Origin of the sequence: Agrobacterium sp. LY4 (assembly GCF_001526585.1) — a bacterium.
Taxonomy (GTDB): Bacteria; Pseudomonadota; Alphaproteobacteria; order Rhizobiales; family Rhizobiaceae; genus Agrobacterium; species Agrobacterium leguminum.
Genome location: NZ_ASYA01000052.1, coordinates 18,357 through 34,251, shown reverse-complemented (window position 1 = coordinate 34,251; position 15,895 = coordinate 18,357). Strand labels below are relative to the sequence as shown.

Genomic DNA, 15,895 nt, shown 5'->3' with positions numbered 1-15,895 from the left:
ATGACGTTTATGCATAATATTGCGCCTTATTTATCAATCCGTCATAGTCACCAACAACGAAACCGATAGAGGCGGGATACCATTCCCCGCCATCAATCGTGGGGAACCGATGATAAGATTCATACTGAGCCGTCTTTTGATGGCGCTGCCGACGATCGCATTCGTGTCGATCACGGTCTTTGCGCTCATCCGCTTCATTCCGGGTGATCCGGCTGCCCTGATGCTGGGCGACATGGCGCAACCGGAGCAGATTGAAGCCATGAGGACCGAACTCGGCCTCGACAAATCCATGCCGCAACAGTTCCTCATCTGGGCCGGCAATGTGGTGCAGGGCGATTTCGGCCGCTCCATCGTCAATGATGAGGCGGTGCTGCCGCTGGTCGTGTCGCGTTTTCTCGTCAGCGCCGAGATCGTCGTGGTCGCCGTGCTGCTCGCCAGCCTGATTGCGGTTCCGGCCGGTGTGATCGCCGCCTGGAAACAGAATAGCCTGACCGATCTTGCGCTGGTGGGAACGGCAACCCTGCTCCTCTCCATCCCGACATTCTGGCTGGGCCTGCTGCTTCTTCTGTTCTTCGGCCTCAAGCTCGGCTGGCTGCCGGTGCTGGGATATGTGTCGATCAGCGATAATCTCGTCGGTGGCATGCTCTATCTCGTCCTGCCCGTCATGACGCTGGTGATCCACGAAATGGGCGTTCTGATCCGCATGGCGCGCGCCTCGACACTGGAGGTTCTGCGGCTGGATTACATTACCCATGCCCGTGCCAAGGGCCTTTCGGAAAGCGCCGTGCTCTGGCGGCACGCCTTCAAGAACGCCTTCGGCCCGACCTGGACGATGATCGGCCTCATCCTCGGCAATCTCCTTGGCGGCATCGCCGTCATCGAAACGGTGTTCACCATTCCCGGCCTCGGACGGCTGATGGTCGACAGTATTTTTGCCCGCGACTATCCGGTCATACAAGGCTGCCTGCTGTTCGTCTCGCTGTCCTATGTGCTGGTCAACCTGTTCGTCGACCTTCTTTATCCTCTCTTCGATCCGCGTGTGGTTGCCGAATGAAAAAGTTCACACTTAACGGGCTTATCGGCGGTTTTCTCATCGCCCTCCTGCTCATCACCGCCGCAACCGGTCTGTTCTGGACCCCCTATGACCCGATGAAGCTCGGTTTTGCCTCGCGTCTGGCCGGTCCAAGCGCCAGCCATCTTCTCGGCACCGATGAATTCGGGCGCGATGTTTTGAGCCGCCTGATGGTCGGCGCGCGCGCCAGTGTCTGGATCGGCTTCCTGACGGTCAGCTTCGCGACGATCTTCGGTACGCTGATCGGCCTTGTCAGCGGTTATGCGCGGGGCTGGGTGGATGGCGTCATCATGGCCATCAACAATGCGCTCTTGGCCTTCCCGGGCATTCTGCTGGCGCTCGGCCTGCTCGCGGTTTTCGGTGCCAATCAGTATGGCATCATCTTCGCGCTCGGCATCGCCTATACGCCATCCATGGCCCCGTGGTGCGCGGTGCGGTGCTTTCTCTGCGTGAGCGGGAATTCATCGAGGCGTCGCTCGTGATGGGCAATGGCGAGATCTACACCATGTTCCGCCACATCCTGCCCAATTGCATCGCGCCGATCACGGTTCTTGCCACCTCCATGTTCGGCTGGGCCATACTGTCGGAAAGCGCGCTCTCCTTCCTCGGCCTCGGCGTGCCGCCGCCGGCCCCCACCTGGGGCAACATGCTGGCCGCCGGCCGGCCCTTCATCCAGCAGGCCGTCTGGCTCGGGCTTTTCCCCGGTCTCTGCATCGCACTGACGCTGCTTGGCATCAATCTTCTGGGCGATGCCCTTCGCGACAGGCTTGACCCGCGCATGAGAGGTCTCAAATGACGGACAATACACTTCTCACCGTTCGCGGCCTTTCGCTCGAAGTCGCCAGAACCGGCCATCGGGTGGTCAAGGATGTCTCATTCGATATTGCCGCGGGCGAAATCTTCGGCATCGTCGGCGAAAGCGGCTCGGGCAAGACGCTTGCCACCCGCGCGCTCATATCGCTTCTGCCGCCGGCCATCGCCGTCACCGGCGGGTCGATCATCTACAAGGGCCAGGATGTCATGTCCCTGCCGGTGAAGGATCTGCGGCGTCTGCGCGGCGCGGAGATCGGCGTGGTGTTTCAGGAGCCGATGACCTCCCTCAATCCGTCAATGACGATTGGCCGGCAGCTGGAAGAGGGGCTGATCCTTCACACGAAGTTGTCGCCTGAAGAGCGCCGCGAGAAAATTCTCGACATGCTGCGCCGTGTCGGCATCCGCGATCCGGAAGGTGCGCTGACGGCCTATCCGCACGAGTTTTCCGGCGGCATGCGCCAGCGCATCATGCTGGCCTCGGTCATGCTGCTGAAACCAGCCCTGCTGATCGCCGATGAGCCGACGACGGCGCTCGACGCGGTCATCCAGCGCGATGTCATGGAACTGATGGTGGAGCTGACACGGGCGGAAGGCACCGCCGTTCTCCTCATCAGTCACGATCTGCCGATGGTGGCACGTTATACCAGCCGCATTGTGGTGATGGAAAAAGGCACGATCGTCGAACAGGGCCGCACCGAGGACCTGCTGGACGCGCCGCAGCACCCCTATACGAAAAAGCTGCTTTCCTCCCTGCCGTTTCGTGGTGAGCCGCGCAGTATCGACACCTCCAAGGCACCAATGGTTTCGGCCCGCGATATCGTTGTGGATTATGCCGGTCGCAAATCCCTGGTGAAAAAAGCCAAACCGAAGCGGGCGCTGCATGGCGTCAGCATCGATATTCATGAGGGCGAAGTCGTGGCGCTCGTCGGCGGTTCCGGTTCCGGCAAAACGACGCTTGGCCGCACCATTGCCGGGCTTGTGCAGGAGAGCGAAGGGCATATCCGCTTTCAGGGCCGCGAGCGCAACGAGGACTGGAAGGATTATCGCCTGAATTGCCAGATGGTGTTTCAGGATCCCTATTCCTCGCTCGATCCGCGCATGACCATTCTGGCGCTGGTGGAAGAGGCTCTACGCCTCGTGCCGGGTCTCGATCAGGCGGCCAAGCGCAAGCGGGCGCTGGAAACGCTGGAGGAAGTGGGGCTCGGCGCTGACTTTGCCGCCCGCTATCCGCACGAGCTTTCCGGCGGCCAGCGCCAGCGCGTGGCGATTGCCCGCGCCATTGCCCGCCGCCCGAGGTTCCTGATCGCCGACGAGCCGGTTTCAGCACTTGACGTGACGGTTCGGGCGCAGGTGCTCGATCTCTTTTCCGATCTGCAGAAACGTTACGGTTTTTCATGCCTGTTCATCAGCCACGATCTCGGCGTGGTGGAGCAGGTGGCGGACCGTGTCGTCGTCATGCAGGACGGTCGCATCATCGAAGAGGGCGACCGCGACACGATTTTCGACAGTCCGAGAGAGGCCTATACGCGCCGGCTGCTCTCGGCCATTCCCGCCCTCGACCAGAATGAAAAGGGCGGCGTGACACTCAAATGGCGTCTGGAAGATGAAGTTTAACAGGAAGATGACTATGACCGTGGCTGCCCAACTGAATGCGATCTGTGATGCACAGCCTTTTGTGACGCGCTTCATGGTGCGCAATCTCCTCACCGGTGAAGAGATCGGGCGCGGAGAAAACGAGGAGACGCCATCGGGCAGCACCCGCAAGACGTCGATCATGATGGCCGTGCTCAAGGCCGCCAGCGAAGGGCGGATCGATCTCGACCAGCCCGTCACCTATGAAAAGCGACTGGCGGAAGAGGTCGCGAGCGGCATGTTCCGTTATATGACGCCGGGCATCGTCATTTCGCTACGCGATGCCGTCGCCGGCATGATGGTGCTGAGCGACAATGTCTGCACCAAGATGGTGCTGGAAAGGCTGACGCTGGAAGAGGTGGACGGCTATTGCAAATCGCTCGGCATGGAAAATACCCACCACCGTTTCCTCATCCCGCCGTTGGCGCTGGCGGCTGACCATCCGCTGAAGACCGTCACCACCACCTCGGCGGCGGATCAGGTACTGCTGCTGCAGACCATTCTCGATGCGCAATCCTCACCTGATGCGCAGGCAAAGCTCGGTTGCAGCCCGCAATTGTGCGAATGGGCCATGCAGACCCTGAAGAACCAGATTTTGCGGTATGGAATCCGCTCCCGCCTGCCTTTCGAGGCCGTGGTGGCCAGCAAGAGCGGTCGCGGCAAGCGCGGGCGCATGGATGCCGGTATCGTCTACAGAAACGGCGCGCCGTCCTTCATCATCACCACCTATACCGACGAGGTGCCGCAGGTGATGCCTGACGGTACGCCGGGATACACCATCGCGCTCGAAACGATCGGCCGGCTGGCACAGGCCTGCTGGGACGGTTTTTAATCAATCAATATCAACGACAACAAAGAGGGTAGAACAGTGAAAAAACTTCTTCTCGCAGGCGTTGCCCTGCTGGTAACGGCCAATATCGCGGCGGCCCGCGACATCACCATCGCCCAAAGCTCGGATCTGCGCAGCAACAATCCCGGCGTGAACCGCGACGGCAATACGGATGGGGTGATCCTGCACATCGTCGAAGGCCTTGTCGGTTATAACAATGCCGGCGAGGTGAAGCCGCTTCTCGCCGAGAGCTTTGACGTTTCGCCTGACGGCCTGACCTATATGTTCAAGCTGCGCAAGGACGTGAAATTCCACAATGGCAAGCCGCTCACCGCAAAGGATGTCGTCTGGAACTGGACGCGCTATCTGAAGCCGGAAACCAAATGGGCATGCCTCAACGATTTCGCCGAGGGCGGCGCAGCGCATGTCACCGGCGTCAAGGCTACGGATGCATCCACGGTCGAGATCACCCTTGAAAAACCCTCCGCCGTTTTCCTCGGCCTGATGTCGCGGCCGGAATGCGGTTATACCGGCATGATCTCGCCGGAATCGGTTGCTGCCGATGGCAGCTTCGCCAAGCCCATCGGCACCGGGCCGTTCCAGTGGGACGAGTGGAAGAAAGGCGAATATATCCGCCTCGCAAAATTTGCCGATTATGTTTCGCCGGCAAATGACGGCAAGCCGGACGGTATGGTCGGCTCCAAGCGGCCGCTCGCCGATGGCATCAAGTTCATGGTCATTCCGGATGCTTCGACGGTGAAGGCGGGTCTCGAATCCGGCGTGTTGGACACGGCCGAAATTTCGCCCGATCTCATTCCGGAGTTCAAGACCAACGAGAAGATGCAGCTGATCGTTGCCCGTAACAACGGCAAAAACCTGTTCTATATCCAGACCCGCGACAAGGTGCTGAGCAATCCCGGCGTGCGCCGCGCCATGGCGATGGCGCTCGATCTCGATGAACTGGTCGCCGCCGCATCGAACGGCACGGGTGAAGCCAACGGCTCGATGGTCTCGCAGGACTCGGTTTATTATGACGAGGCCCAGAAAAAGCGCCCGGTCTATGATGTCGAGGCCGCGAAGAAGGAGCTGGAGGCCGCCGGTTACAAGGGAGAGCCGATCTCCATCATCGCCAACAAGCGCGGCAACGTGCCGAGTTTCCCGGCTGCCGTCATGGCGCAGGCCATGATGCAGCAGGCGGGTCTCAATGTGCAGATCGAGGTGCTGGACTATGCCACGCAGGTGGATCGTCGCCGCTCCGGCAATTATCAGGTGATCTCGCAGTCGGTCGCCCCGCGTCTCGACCCGGCCCTGATGTATGCCTTCTATGTCGGCAACAAGGACAAGAATGCCTCCCTGATGTGGGACGATCCGAAGGCGATAGAGTTGATGAAGGCCGCTTATGTGGAGGCCGATCAGACTAAGCGCCAGAAGATTTTCGATGAGTTCCATGAGCTGATGCTGAAGGAAATGCCGGGCATCTTCCTTTACGACATGGTCGATGTCTGGGGCGCGACGAAGAAGTTGAAAGGCCAGCCGGTCTGGCAGTCGAACGCGCGCCTCTGGGAAGTCTCGGTCGATAACTGATCCACTATGCCCGCGCCGGAGGTGGACCCCGGCGCGGGCTTTCCATTATGAAGCGCAGGAATTTGGCGGTGCATCTGCCGAAGCGCTTGCGCGTGCCCGCAAAGGGCGGAAATGCGAGGACAAGCCATGAACCGTGACGCCGTGATGTCGATTGCCGCCGAAGTCGAGGCAATGAAGCCTGATTTCACCACCTTAAGTGACAGCATCTGGGATTTTGCCGAACTCAAATTCGAGGAGCAGCAATCTGCCGGCGTTCTGGCAGCCACGCTTGAGGAAAACGGCTTTGCGGTTCGCCGTGGAGTGGCAGGTATGGAGACGGCCTTCATCGGCGAATTCGGCAGCGGCAAGCCGGTCATTGCTTTTCTCGGTGAATTCGATGCGCTGGCCGGCATGAGCCAGGTGGCCGACGTGGCCGAGGTGCAGCCGCGCGAGGCGGGCGCCACCGGCCATGGCTGCGGCCACAACCTGCTTGGCGTCGGCTCATTGATGGCCGCTATTGCGCTCGCCCGGCATCTGAAAGCCAATAATCTGCCCGGCACCGTGCGTTATTACGGCTGCCCCGGCGAGGAGGGCGGTTCCGGCAAAACCTTCATGGTGCGTGCCGGGCTGTTCGACGATGTCGATGCGGCGCTGACGTGGCACCCCGCGCCCTTCAACGGCGTGCGCTCGACCAATAATCTGGCCGTGCTGGAATATTTTTACCGTTTCAAGGGTGTTGCGGCCCATGCCTCCAACGCTGCCCATCTAGGGCGTTCGGCGCTCGATGCCGTCGAATTGATGAATGTCGGCGTCAATTTCCTGCGCGAACACATGCCGCAGGATTGCCGGGTGCATTATGCAATCACCGATACCGGCGGCAAGGCGGCGAATGTGGTGCAGGCGAAGGCCGAAGCGCTCTACCTGATCCGCGCCCCGGAAATGCGTCAGGCGCTCGATCTTGCCGCGCGGGTGGATAAGGTCGCGCGCGGCGCGGCGATGATGACCGAAACAGAGGTGGAAATCGTCTTCGATACCGCCTCCACCAATCTCCTGCCCAACATCACGCTGGAAACGGCGATGCATGAAAACATGGTGGCGCTAGGCCCCATCGCCTTTGATGAGGCGGATATCGCTTTTGCCAAACGCATTCAGGACACTTTCACTGACGAGGCGATCAAAAGCAGCATCAGGCTCTACCAGATAAAGGGCGATGTCTTTTCCAACCGGAAGATCGACGGATCGACACCCCTGCATCTCGGCTTGCGCGATTTCGAGGGCCAGTCGCATTTCCGGGCGGGTTCCACCGATGTCGGTGATGTCAGCTGGGTGACGCCAACCGCACAGTGCTGGACGCCCGCCTGGGCGATCGGCACCAATCCGCATACCTGGCAGGTGGTGGCGCAGGGCAAAAGCCCCGCCGCTCACAAGGCCATGGCCCATGCCGCCAAAGCACTCGCGTCGACCGGCTTTGCGCTGATGACCTCGCCGGAACTGCTCGCCAGTGCCAAAAGGGAATGGCAGGAAAAGACCGAGGGCAGCAAATATGTCTGCCCGATTCCCGCCGATGTCATGCCCGGTTCCCATCGATAGAACGTGGTGCACCAACACGCCCATTCTGCTGAACCCGTTCCCTTATCGCGTATTTTCGCCGGTGGAATGGTGCCTCACATGGGCGCGGCAAGCGAAAAGATGTGATCTGCCGGTGGCCTTGCCAATGGCGGGGTCTGCGGGTCCGGCATTGAAAACGGACCCTTTGCCATATTCTTGGTGATCCTCGGTTTCGGCCCGAGGATCCATGATTTCAACAGCTTATCGATCCTCGCCTGACGGGCGGGGGCGACGTTGAAAAAGCATCAGTACGGTTCCCGGCAGTCCGCCCCGGAACTCCTTCCTCCTGAAATCCTCCTTAATCACCGCCTTGTGTGCCGCTTCGCCGCCCTGCCGTGAAGAAAGCATTGACGTTCGGACCAAAAATGGAATAAATATATCGAACAGACAGAAAATCGGTTTCATTATTCCGTTTTCTGGCTGTGAGGAGGTAGCGGCGGGCTCTCGGGTTCGCCTCCGGCTGGGAGAGGTGGCGCCGGACACCGAGGAGGAGAAAACAATGAAGAAATTTATCATCGGCGCAGCCATGTCTGTGCTTCTGGGCACGGCGGCGCATGCGGAGACCGTAGGCGTCTCGATGGCGCTGTTCGACGACAACTTCCTGACCGTGCTGCGCAACGGCATGCAGGATTATTCCAAGGAACTGAAGGGCGTGACCCTGCAGGTCGAGGACGCCCAGAACGACGTTGCCAAGCAGCAGAGCCAGATCCAGAATTTCATCGCGTCCAAGGTCGATGCGATAATCGTCAACCCGGTTGATACGGATGCGACGGCGGCCATGTCGAAGCTCGCCGCCGACGCCAAGATTCCGCTGGTTTACGTCAACCGCCAGCCGGTGAACGTCGATAGCCTGCCGGACGGCCAGGCATTCGTCGCCTCCGATGAGACGGTGGCCGGCACGCTTGAAGCGAAAGAAGTTTGCCGCCTTCTCGGTGGCAAGGGCAATGCGGTCATCATGATGGGTGAGCTTTCCAATCAGGCGGCGCGCATGCGCACGCAGTCTGCCAAGGACGTTCTGAAGACCGACGAATGCAAGGGCATTTCGGTTGTTGAAGAGCAGACCGCGAACTGGCAGCGCACGCAGGGTTCCGACCTTGTGACCAACTGGCTCTCCAGCGGCATCGAATTCAATGCCGTCATCGCCAACAACGATGAAATGGCGATTGGCGCGATCCAGGCCCTGAAGGCCGCAGGCAAGGACATGAAGAGCCATGTCGTCGCCGGCGTTGACGCCACGCAGGACGCCCTTGCCGCGATGCAGGCGGGCGATCTGGATGTGACGGTGTTCCAGGATGCGGCAGGGCAGGGCAAGGGCGCTCTCGATGCCGCGCTGAAGCTCGTCAAGGGCGACAAGGTGGAGAAGAAGGTCTACATTCCTTTCCAGCTCGTCACGCCTGAAAACGTCAAGGACTACGTGGCCAAGAACTAACGGCCGCCTTCCGGCATCTGCGCCCGTTCAGATCGATATTGGAGGCAGATGCCGGTTTCCGACGGCACCGAAGACAAGCTTCGGTGCGCAAGCGGATTACGATTGAATTTCAGTGAATTCAAAGTGTTGCAGCGCCTTTCGTGTCGTGATCGACATGGCGCTGCAAGCCTCCCCGGAGGCAAGGTGCGCCATCTGGCAAAGCCTGTTTCCGGTCATTTTTGTCTATTGTGGAGGATGAGATGGTCGTCAGTCCATCGACAATGGCCGCCGTGCGCGCCAGCGGAGCCGTGCCGAATGCGGAGTATCTTCTCGCTGCGGAAGGCATACGCAAGGAATTTCCCGGCGTCGTGGCGCTTGATGATGTGCAGTTCAAGCTGAAGCGCGGCACCGTGCATGCGCTGATGGGCGAGAATGGCGCCGGAAAATCGACGCTGATGAAGATCCTGGCCGGCATCTACCAGCCGGACAGTGGAGAAATTCGCCTGAAAGGCGCCGACATACGTCTCGATTCCCCGCTCGATGCGCTGGAAAACGGCATTGCCATGATCCATCAGGAACTGAACCTGATGGCCTATATGACGGTGGCGGAAAACATCTGGATACGACGCGAGCCGAAGAACCGGCTGGGCCTCATCGACCATGGCGAAATGTATCGCCGCACCGAAACGCTGCTGGAAAGACTCGGCATCGATCTCGACCCGGAAACCCGCGTCGGCGAGCTTTCGGTGGCAAGTCGCCAGATGGTCGAGATCGCCAAGGCGGTTTCCTATGATTCCGACGTTCTCATCATGGACGAGCCGACATCCGCGTTGACGGAGCGCGAGGTCGAGCATCTCTTCCGCATCATCCGCGATCTCCGGGAACGCGGTATCGGTATCGTCTACATCACCCACAAGATGAACGAGCTGTTCGAGATCGCCGATGAATTTTCGGTTTTCCGCGACGGCAAATATATCGGCACCCACGCCTCGACCGATGTAACGCGTGATGACATCATCCGCATGATGGTGGGCCGTGAAATCACCCAGATGTTCCCAAAGGAAGAGGTTCCGATCGGCGACGTGGTGTTTTCGGTCAAGAATCTCACGCTTGACGGCGTTTTCCACGACATTTCCTTCGAGGTGCGCGCCGGTGAAATTCTCGGCGTTGCCGGCCTTGTCGGATCGGGCCGCTCCAATGTGGCGGAAACGGTGTTCGGTGTAACGCCCGCATCCTCGGGCACGATTGCAATCGACGGCAAGCCGGTTTCGATCGACAGCCCGACGAAGGCCATCAGTCACCGCATGGCGTTTCTGACGGAGGATCGCAAGGACACGGGATGCCTGCTGATCCTGAATATTCTGGAGAACATGCAGATCGCCGTCCTGCAGGACAAATATGTCGCCAATGGCTTCGTGCAGGAAAATGCGCTGTCGGATGCCTGCGAGGAGATGTGCCGCAAGCTCCGGGTCAAGACGCCGCATCTTTACGAGCGCATCGAGAACCTGTCGGGCGGCAACCAGCAAAAGGTGCTGATCGGCCGCTGGATGCTGACCAAGCCGCGTATTCTCATTCTGGATGAGCCGACACGCGGCATCGATGTCGGGGCCAAGGCGGAAATTCACAAGCTGGTTTGCGAGATGGCGCGCCAGGGCGTCGCCGTCATCATGATTTCCTCCGAAATGCCGGAGGTTCTGGGTATGAGCGACCGTGTCATGGTCATGCATGAAGGTCGGGTGACGGGCTTCCTCGATAGAAGTGAAGCCACGCAGGTTAAAGTGATGGATCTCGCATCGCGGTGAGGCGCGTCGGGATTTCTCGAGGAGGAATGACTATGAATACGAACGCCGCCGCCAACACAGAGTTGGACGCAAAATCCGGACGCAAGCCGCACCGGCGCATCCCGCCGGAGGCCAATATCTTTTTCGTGCTGATCGGCATCGCGCTGGTTTACGAAATTCTCGGCTGGATTTTCATCGGCCAGAGCTTTCTAATGAACCAGCAGCGCCTGACGATCATGATCCTGCAGGTCTCGGTGATCGGCATCATCGCGGTTGGTGTCACGCAGGTCATCATCACCGGCGGTATTGATCTCTCTTCCGGCTCCGTCGTCGGCCTGACGGCGATGCTGTCCGCCAGCGTGGCGCAATCGTCCACATGGCCGCGGGCGCTTTATCCGGGGTTGACCGATCTGCCCTTCTTCATACCGCTCGCCGTCGGCATATTGGCTGGTGCCCTTGCGGGCTTCATCAACGGGCAACTCATCGCCCGCACCAAAATCCCGCCCTTCATCGCAACGCTTGGCATGATGGTGACGGCGCGTGGTCTTTCCAAGTGGTATACGAAGGGTCAGCCGATCTCCGGTCTGACGGACGGTTTCAACTTCATCGGCACGGGCATCTGGCCGGTTGTGGTGTTCCTCGTCGTCGCTGTCATCTTCCACGTGGCGTTGCGTTACACTCGCTACGGCAAGTTCACCTATGCCATCGGCGCCAACCAGCAGGCGGCACGCGTGTCCGGTATCAATATCGAGGCGCATCTGATCAAGGTCTATGCCATCGCTGGCCTGCTCGCCGGTCTCGCCGGTGTCGTCACCGCCGCCCGCGCACAGACGGCGCAGGCCGGCATGGGCGTGATGTATGAACTCGACGCCATCGCCGCAGCCGTCATCGGCGGCACATCGCTCGCCGGCGGTGCAGGCCGCATCACCGGAACGGTGATCGGCACCATCATCCTCGGTGTCATGACGTCTGGCTTCACCTTCCTCCGGGTGGATGCCTATTATCAGGAAATCGTCAAGGGCCTGATCATCGTGGCCGCGGTCGTTGCCGACGTCTACCGACAGAAGAAACGCGCAAAGCGCTAAATCCTCCTCCCAGACTTGGGGCAGGCCTTCAGGTTTGCCCCTTTTTTGTGTTCCTGTGAGCCGAGGGGGATCAGCTAAGGTTCATGCCTTGCTGTTCCGATAATCGTGGACGGCCTTGCCGAAGGCCTCGAACAAAGCGCGCGACGGGGCGTCGGTCTCAGCCCAATATTCCGGATGCCATTGCACGCCGACGGCAAATCCCTTGGCGTCGATGACTGAAACGGCCTCGATGGTGCCGTCCGCCGCTGTCGCCTCCACCTGCAGGCGTGGCGCGGTCTCGGCGATCGCCTGCCGATGCAGCGAATTGATCTGGATTTCACCCGACATGCCGAGATGCTGTGCAATGCAGGAGCCTTCGCGCACATGCACCGGCTGGCGGATGGCGAAGGCCACGTCGCGGTCGTCATGTTCCGGCTTGCGATGGTCCCATATGCCGGGCTGCTCCTGAATTTCGGACGCAAGCGTGCCGCCCAGCGCGACGTTCAGCTCCTGAATGCCGCGGCAGATGGCCAGCATCGGGATGCCGCGTTCGATGGCGCGGCGGATGAGCGGCAGGCTGGTGGCGTCGCGGGCCTGATCGAACGGGCCGTCGCTTTCCTGCGCCTCTTTTCCGTAAAGGGCAGGATGCACATTGGTGGCGGAGCCGGACACGAGCAGGCCGTCCACCCGGTCGAGAATGGCGTCGACCTCGTTCCCGTCTTCGAAGGCCGGGACGATGAAGGACATGACACCAGCCACCTTCAGCGCGGCGGAAACATACTGGTTCTGCGCGGCGTGCCAGTCGGCTCCGGTGAAATGCCGGATGTCGGCGGGAACGGCGATAATGGGTTTTGGCATGGTGGCTCCGGGACGAATCTTCGAAATTTGTGCGACTGCCGGCTGGCCAAGTCAAGCATGCGTTTTGCGTTATGACGATCCTTTATGCGCCTAAAGTATAAGGCGATGCCGGGATATTTCAGTTGAAAATAAAATACGAAGCAGAGTTTCCGAAAATTCCCGGAAAGGCCGGTTTTTCCGCGATTAATTCTTGGTGCGGGTGCTTGTCAGCCGGGCCTTAACCGTGCTTACTTTGCTGCGATGCCTGAACAGCAACGAGGGGAATTCAAAGCTGCGGGCAGCGTTCATATCTGGGAGGATATAGATGGATCGCCGTTCCTTTATGAAAAAAGGTGCGCTTGCGGGAGCTGCCACGGCAGCGCTGGCCGCGCCCGCTATTGCACAGCAGAATACCAAGATCAACTGGCGCCTGACGTCGTCGTTTCCGAAATCGCTCGACACGATCTATGGCGGCGCGGAAGATATTGCCAAGCATGTCGCCGCCGCAACCGACGGCAATTTCACCATCCAGCCCTTTGCCGCCGGCGAAATCGTGCCCGGCCTGCAGGCGGCCGATGCCGTATCATCCGGTACGGTGGAAATGTGCCACACCTGCTCCTATTATTACGTCGGCAAGGACCCGACCTTCGCCATCGGCACGGCCATACCTTTCGGCCTCAATGCCCGCCTGACCAATTCATGGTTCTATGAAGGCAACGGCAACAAGCTGCTCAACGAGTTTTACGCCAAGCACAATCTCTACGGCATGATTTCGGGCAATACCGGCGCGCAGATGGGCGGCTGGTTCCGCAAGGAAATCAACACCGTCGACGATTTCAAGGGCGTGAAGATGCGCATCGCCGGTCTGGCCGGTAAGGTGGTGGAAAAGCTCGGCGTGGTGCCGCAGCAGATCGCCGGCGGCGATATCTATCCGGCGCTGGAAAAAGGCACCATCGACGCGGCGGAATGGGTCGGTCCTTATGACGACCACAAGCTCGGCTTCCAGAAGGTGGCGAAATATTACTATTATCCCGCATTCTGGGAAGGTGGCCCGGTCATCCACTCCTTCGTCAATCTGGAGAAGTGGAACAGCCTGCCGAAAAACTACCAGACGGCACTGCAGGACGCCTGCGCCTTCGCCAACACCAGCATGATGGCGAAATACGACGCGAAAAACCCGATCGCCATCAAGCAGCTCGTCTCTGAAGGTGCGGTGCTGAGGCCGTTCAGCCAGGAAATCCTCGAGGCCTGCTACAAGGCCGCGCTGGAAGTCTATGCCAATATTTCGGCCTCCAATCCGGACTTCAAGAAGATCTACGAGGATCAGGTCGCCTTCAAGCGCGAAGGTTATCTGTGGATGCAGCTTGCGGAATACACGTTCGATACTTTCATGATGATCCAGCAGCGTAACGGCAAGCTCTGATTATTCGGTGACGGCGGACCGAGCAAAGGCCCTGGGGATTTCGGTCTCCGGGGTTTTTGTTGTGCGCGCATGCCTTCACGCATCCGACAACAAAGGATGATTTACGATCAATTCCGTTGTGGGCAAAAGCAGCAGGCTCCGCGACCAGCCGGAGTGTCGGCGGGGATTGGCCACGCCGACCTCGGCAAAGGCCTTGCTCTCAACTGTGGAGGTGATGCGATGTGGAAAACGCTGAGCATTGCATTCGTCATTAGGAAAAACCGGACAGGCTGGTCAGTGACTGTCCGGTTCCATTTCTAAAGAGAATAAACGGAAGGCAGGGGCGCAACCCTGTCTTCCACTCCGCAATCATAAGCGTTTCGCCCAGTCCTTACAAGACGCCGATCAGGGTCCGATCTTCGGGGGCTCGCCAAGATTCGGCATGCCCGGCAATCCACCCGGCTGGCCGAAATTGGGCATGGTGTTGCCATCCTGATTGCCGAAGGCGGGCACTTCGATCTTGATGGAATTCAGATCGACTTCGGGCGCCTTGTCCAGCCAGTAGGTGACGGATTCCGGCCAGAAGATCACAATGGCGACCAGGATGAGCTGCATGCCGAGCCAGGGAATCGCGCCCATGTAGATATCCGATGTCTTGACCGTGCGCGGCGCGATGGAGCGCAGGTAGAACAGCGCAAATCCGAAGGGCGGATGCATGAAGCTCGTCTGCATGTTGATGCAGATCAGAACGCCGAACCAGATGAGGTCGATGCCGAGCGACTGGGCGATCGGCGCCAGCATCGGAATGACGATGAAGGCGATTTCGAAGAAATCGAGGAAGAAGGCGAGAAAGAAGATGAAGATGTTGACGAAGATCAGGAAGCCGATGGGGCCGCCCGGAATGCCCGACAGCATATGCTCGATCCAGAGCGAACCGTCCATGCCCTGAAAGACGAGGGAGAAGCAGGTGGCGCCGACCAGAATGAACACCACCATGGAGGTGATATGCATGGTGGAATGCATGCCCTGCTTGATGAGGTCCCAGGTGAGGCGGCGGTGCGCGGCGGCCAGCGCCATGGCGCCCACGACCCCGAGCGCACCGGCTTCGGTGGGTGTTGCAAGGCCGAGGAAGATGGTGCCGAGCACGAGGAAGATCAGCACGATAGAGGGGATCATGCCCGCCAGCACGCGGAACACCAGCGCCCGGTTGAGTTCTCCCCGCGCTTCCGGCGGCAGCGCCGGCAGGTCCTTCGGCCGCACGACCGACATGAACAGGATGAAGAGCATGAAGATGGCGACCTGCAGGATCGAGGGGCCGATGGCGCCCAGATACATGTCGCCCACGGATTTGCCGAGCTGGTCGGCAAGCACGATCAGCACCAGCGAAGGCGGGATGACCTGCGTGATCGTTCCCGATGCGGCGATGACGCCGGTGGCAAGCCGAGGGTTGTAACCATATTTCAGCATGATCGGCAGCGAGATGACGCCCATGGTGATGACCGAAGCCGCAACCGTGCCGGTAATCGCACCGAGGATCGCACCGACGATGATGACGGCATAAGCGAGGCCGCCGGGAATGGCGCCGAACAGCTTGCCCGTCCCTTCAAGCAGATCCTCCGCAAGCCCGCATCGCTCGAGGATCGCGCCCATGAAGGTGAAGAAGGGGATGGCGAGCAGAAGGTCGTTCGAGACGATGCCGAAGATGCGCAGCGGCAGGGCCTGAAGAAAGGCCGGCGAAAAATGCTCCGTGAAGATGCCGATGACACCGAAAACGAGACCGACGGTAGCGAGCGAGAAAGCAACCGGAAATCCGTAAAGCATGAAGATGATCATGCCGAGGAACATCAGTGGCGGAAGAATACCATATTCGAACATGGGAAATATCC

At 59.7% G+C, this 15,895-nt stretch carries 11 protein-coding genes and 1 pseudogene; 10 read left to right on the top strand and 2 right to left on the bottom strand.

Annotation, left to right across the window (positions count from 1 at the left end; genetic code table 11):
• Nucleotides 1–109 precede the first annotated feature (109 nt).
• From L904_RS23635 to L904_RS23595, 9 genes and pseudogenes are all read left to right on the top strand, one after another.
• Nucleotides 110–1,054 (top strand): ABC transporter permease, encoded by a 945-nt coding sequence (locus tag L904_RS23635; RefSeq protein ID WP_003524593.1) that lies wholly within the window; start codon nt 110–112, stop codon nt 1,052–1,054.
• A pseudogene (locus L904_RS23630) lies at nt 1,051–1,868 on the top strand (ABC transporter permease). The gene L904_RS23635 and the pseudogene L904_RS23630 overlap by 4 nt, the downstream one beginning before the upstream one ends.
• Entirely contained in the window at nt 1,865–3,499 is a 1,635-nt protein-coding gene (locus tag L904_RS23625) for an ABC transporter ATP-binding protein (protein WP_059775532.1), read from the top strand. The pseudogene L904_RS23630 and the gene L904_RS23625 overlap by 4 nt, the downstream one beginning before the upstream one ends.
• A 13-nt stretch (nt 3,500–3,512) precedes the next feature.
• Nucleotides 3,513–4,349, top strand: coding sequence for a serine hydrolase (locus L904_RS23620; protein ID WP_020813277.1), 837 nt, complete (start codon nt 3,513–3,515; stop codon nt 4,347–4,349).
• 36 nt (nt 4,350–4,385) lie between these two features.
• Nucleotides 4,386–5,930 carry an ABC transporter substrate-binding protein gene (locus L904_RS23615; protein ID WP_020813278.1) on the top strand — a complete coding sequence of 515 codons (1,545 nt, stop codon included), beginning with the start codon at nt 4,386–4,388 and terminating at the stop codon, nt 5,928–5,930.
• A 126-nt stretch (nt 5,931–6,056) separates the two neighbouring features.
• Entirely contained in the window at nt 6,057–7,499 is a 1,443-nt protein-coding gene (locus tag L904_RS23610; RefSeq protein WP_031234526.1) for a M20 family metallopeptidase, read from the top strand.
• Nucleotides 7,500–8,016: 517 nt separating this feature from the next.
• Entirely contained in the window at nt 8,017–8,946 is a 930-nt protein-coding gene (locus tag L904_RS23605) for a sugar ABC transporter substrate-binding protein (protein WP_020813281.1), read from the top strand.
• A gap of 239 nt (nt 8,947–9,185) precedes the next feature.
• The gene (locus L904_RS23600; RefSeq protein ID WP_020813282.1) at nt 9,186–10,727 is read left to right on the top strand and encodes a sugar ABC transporter ATP-binding protein; all 1,542 of its coding nucleotides are present in this window, start codon (nt 9,186–9,188) and stop codon (nt 10,725–10,727) included.
• 32 nt (nt 10,728–10,759) lie between these two features.
• Nucleotides 10,760–11,791 (top strand): ABC transporter permease, encoded by a 1,032-nt coding sequence (locus tag L904_RS23595; protein WP_003524582.1) that lies wholly within the window; start codon nt 10,760–10,762, stop codon nt 11,789–11,791.
• 81 nt (nt 11,792–11,872) lie between these two features.
• On the opposite strand, the gene L904_RS23590 is transcribed toward L904_RS23595, so the two are convergent.
• Nucleotides 11,873–12,628 (bottom strand): gamma-glutamyl-gamma-aminobutyrate hydrolase family protein, encoded by a 756-nt coding sequence (locus tag L904_RS23590; protein WP_020813283.1) that lies wholly within the window; start codon nt 12,626–12,628, stop codon nt 11,873–11,875.
• Between the two features lie 304 nt (nt 12,629–12,932).
• Here L904_RS23590 and L904_RS23585 point away from each other — a divergent pair, with 304 nt between their 5' ends.
• Complete coding sequence (locus tag L904_RS23585) at nt 12,933–14,030, top strand: TRAP transporter substrate-binding protein (protein WP_003524575.1); 1,098 nt, start codon at nt 12,933–12,935, stop codon at nt 14,028–14,030.
• A gap of 384 nt (nt 14,031–14,414) precedes the next feature.
• Here the strand turns inward: L904_RS23585 and L904_RS23580 are convergent, their stop codons facing one another.
• Nucleotides 14,415–15,884, bottom strand: coding sequence for a TRAP transporter large permease subunit (locus L904_RS23580; RefSeq protein ID WP_020813284.1), 1,470 nt, complete (start codon nt 15,882–15,884; stop codon nt 14,415–14,417).
• Between the last annotated feature and the right edge of the window lie 11 nt (nt 15,885–15,895).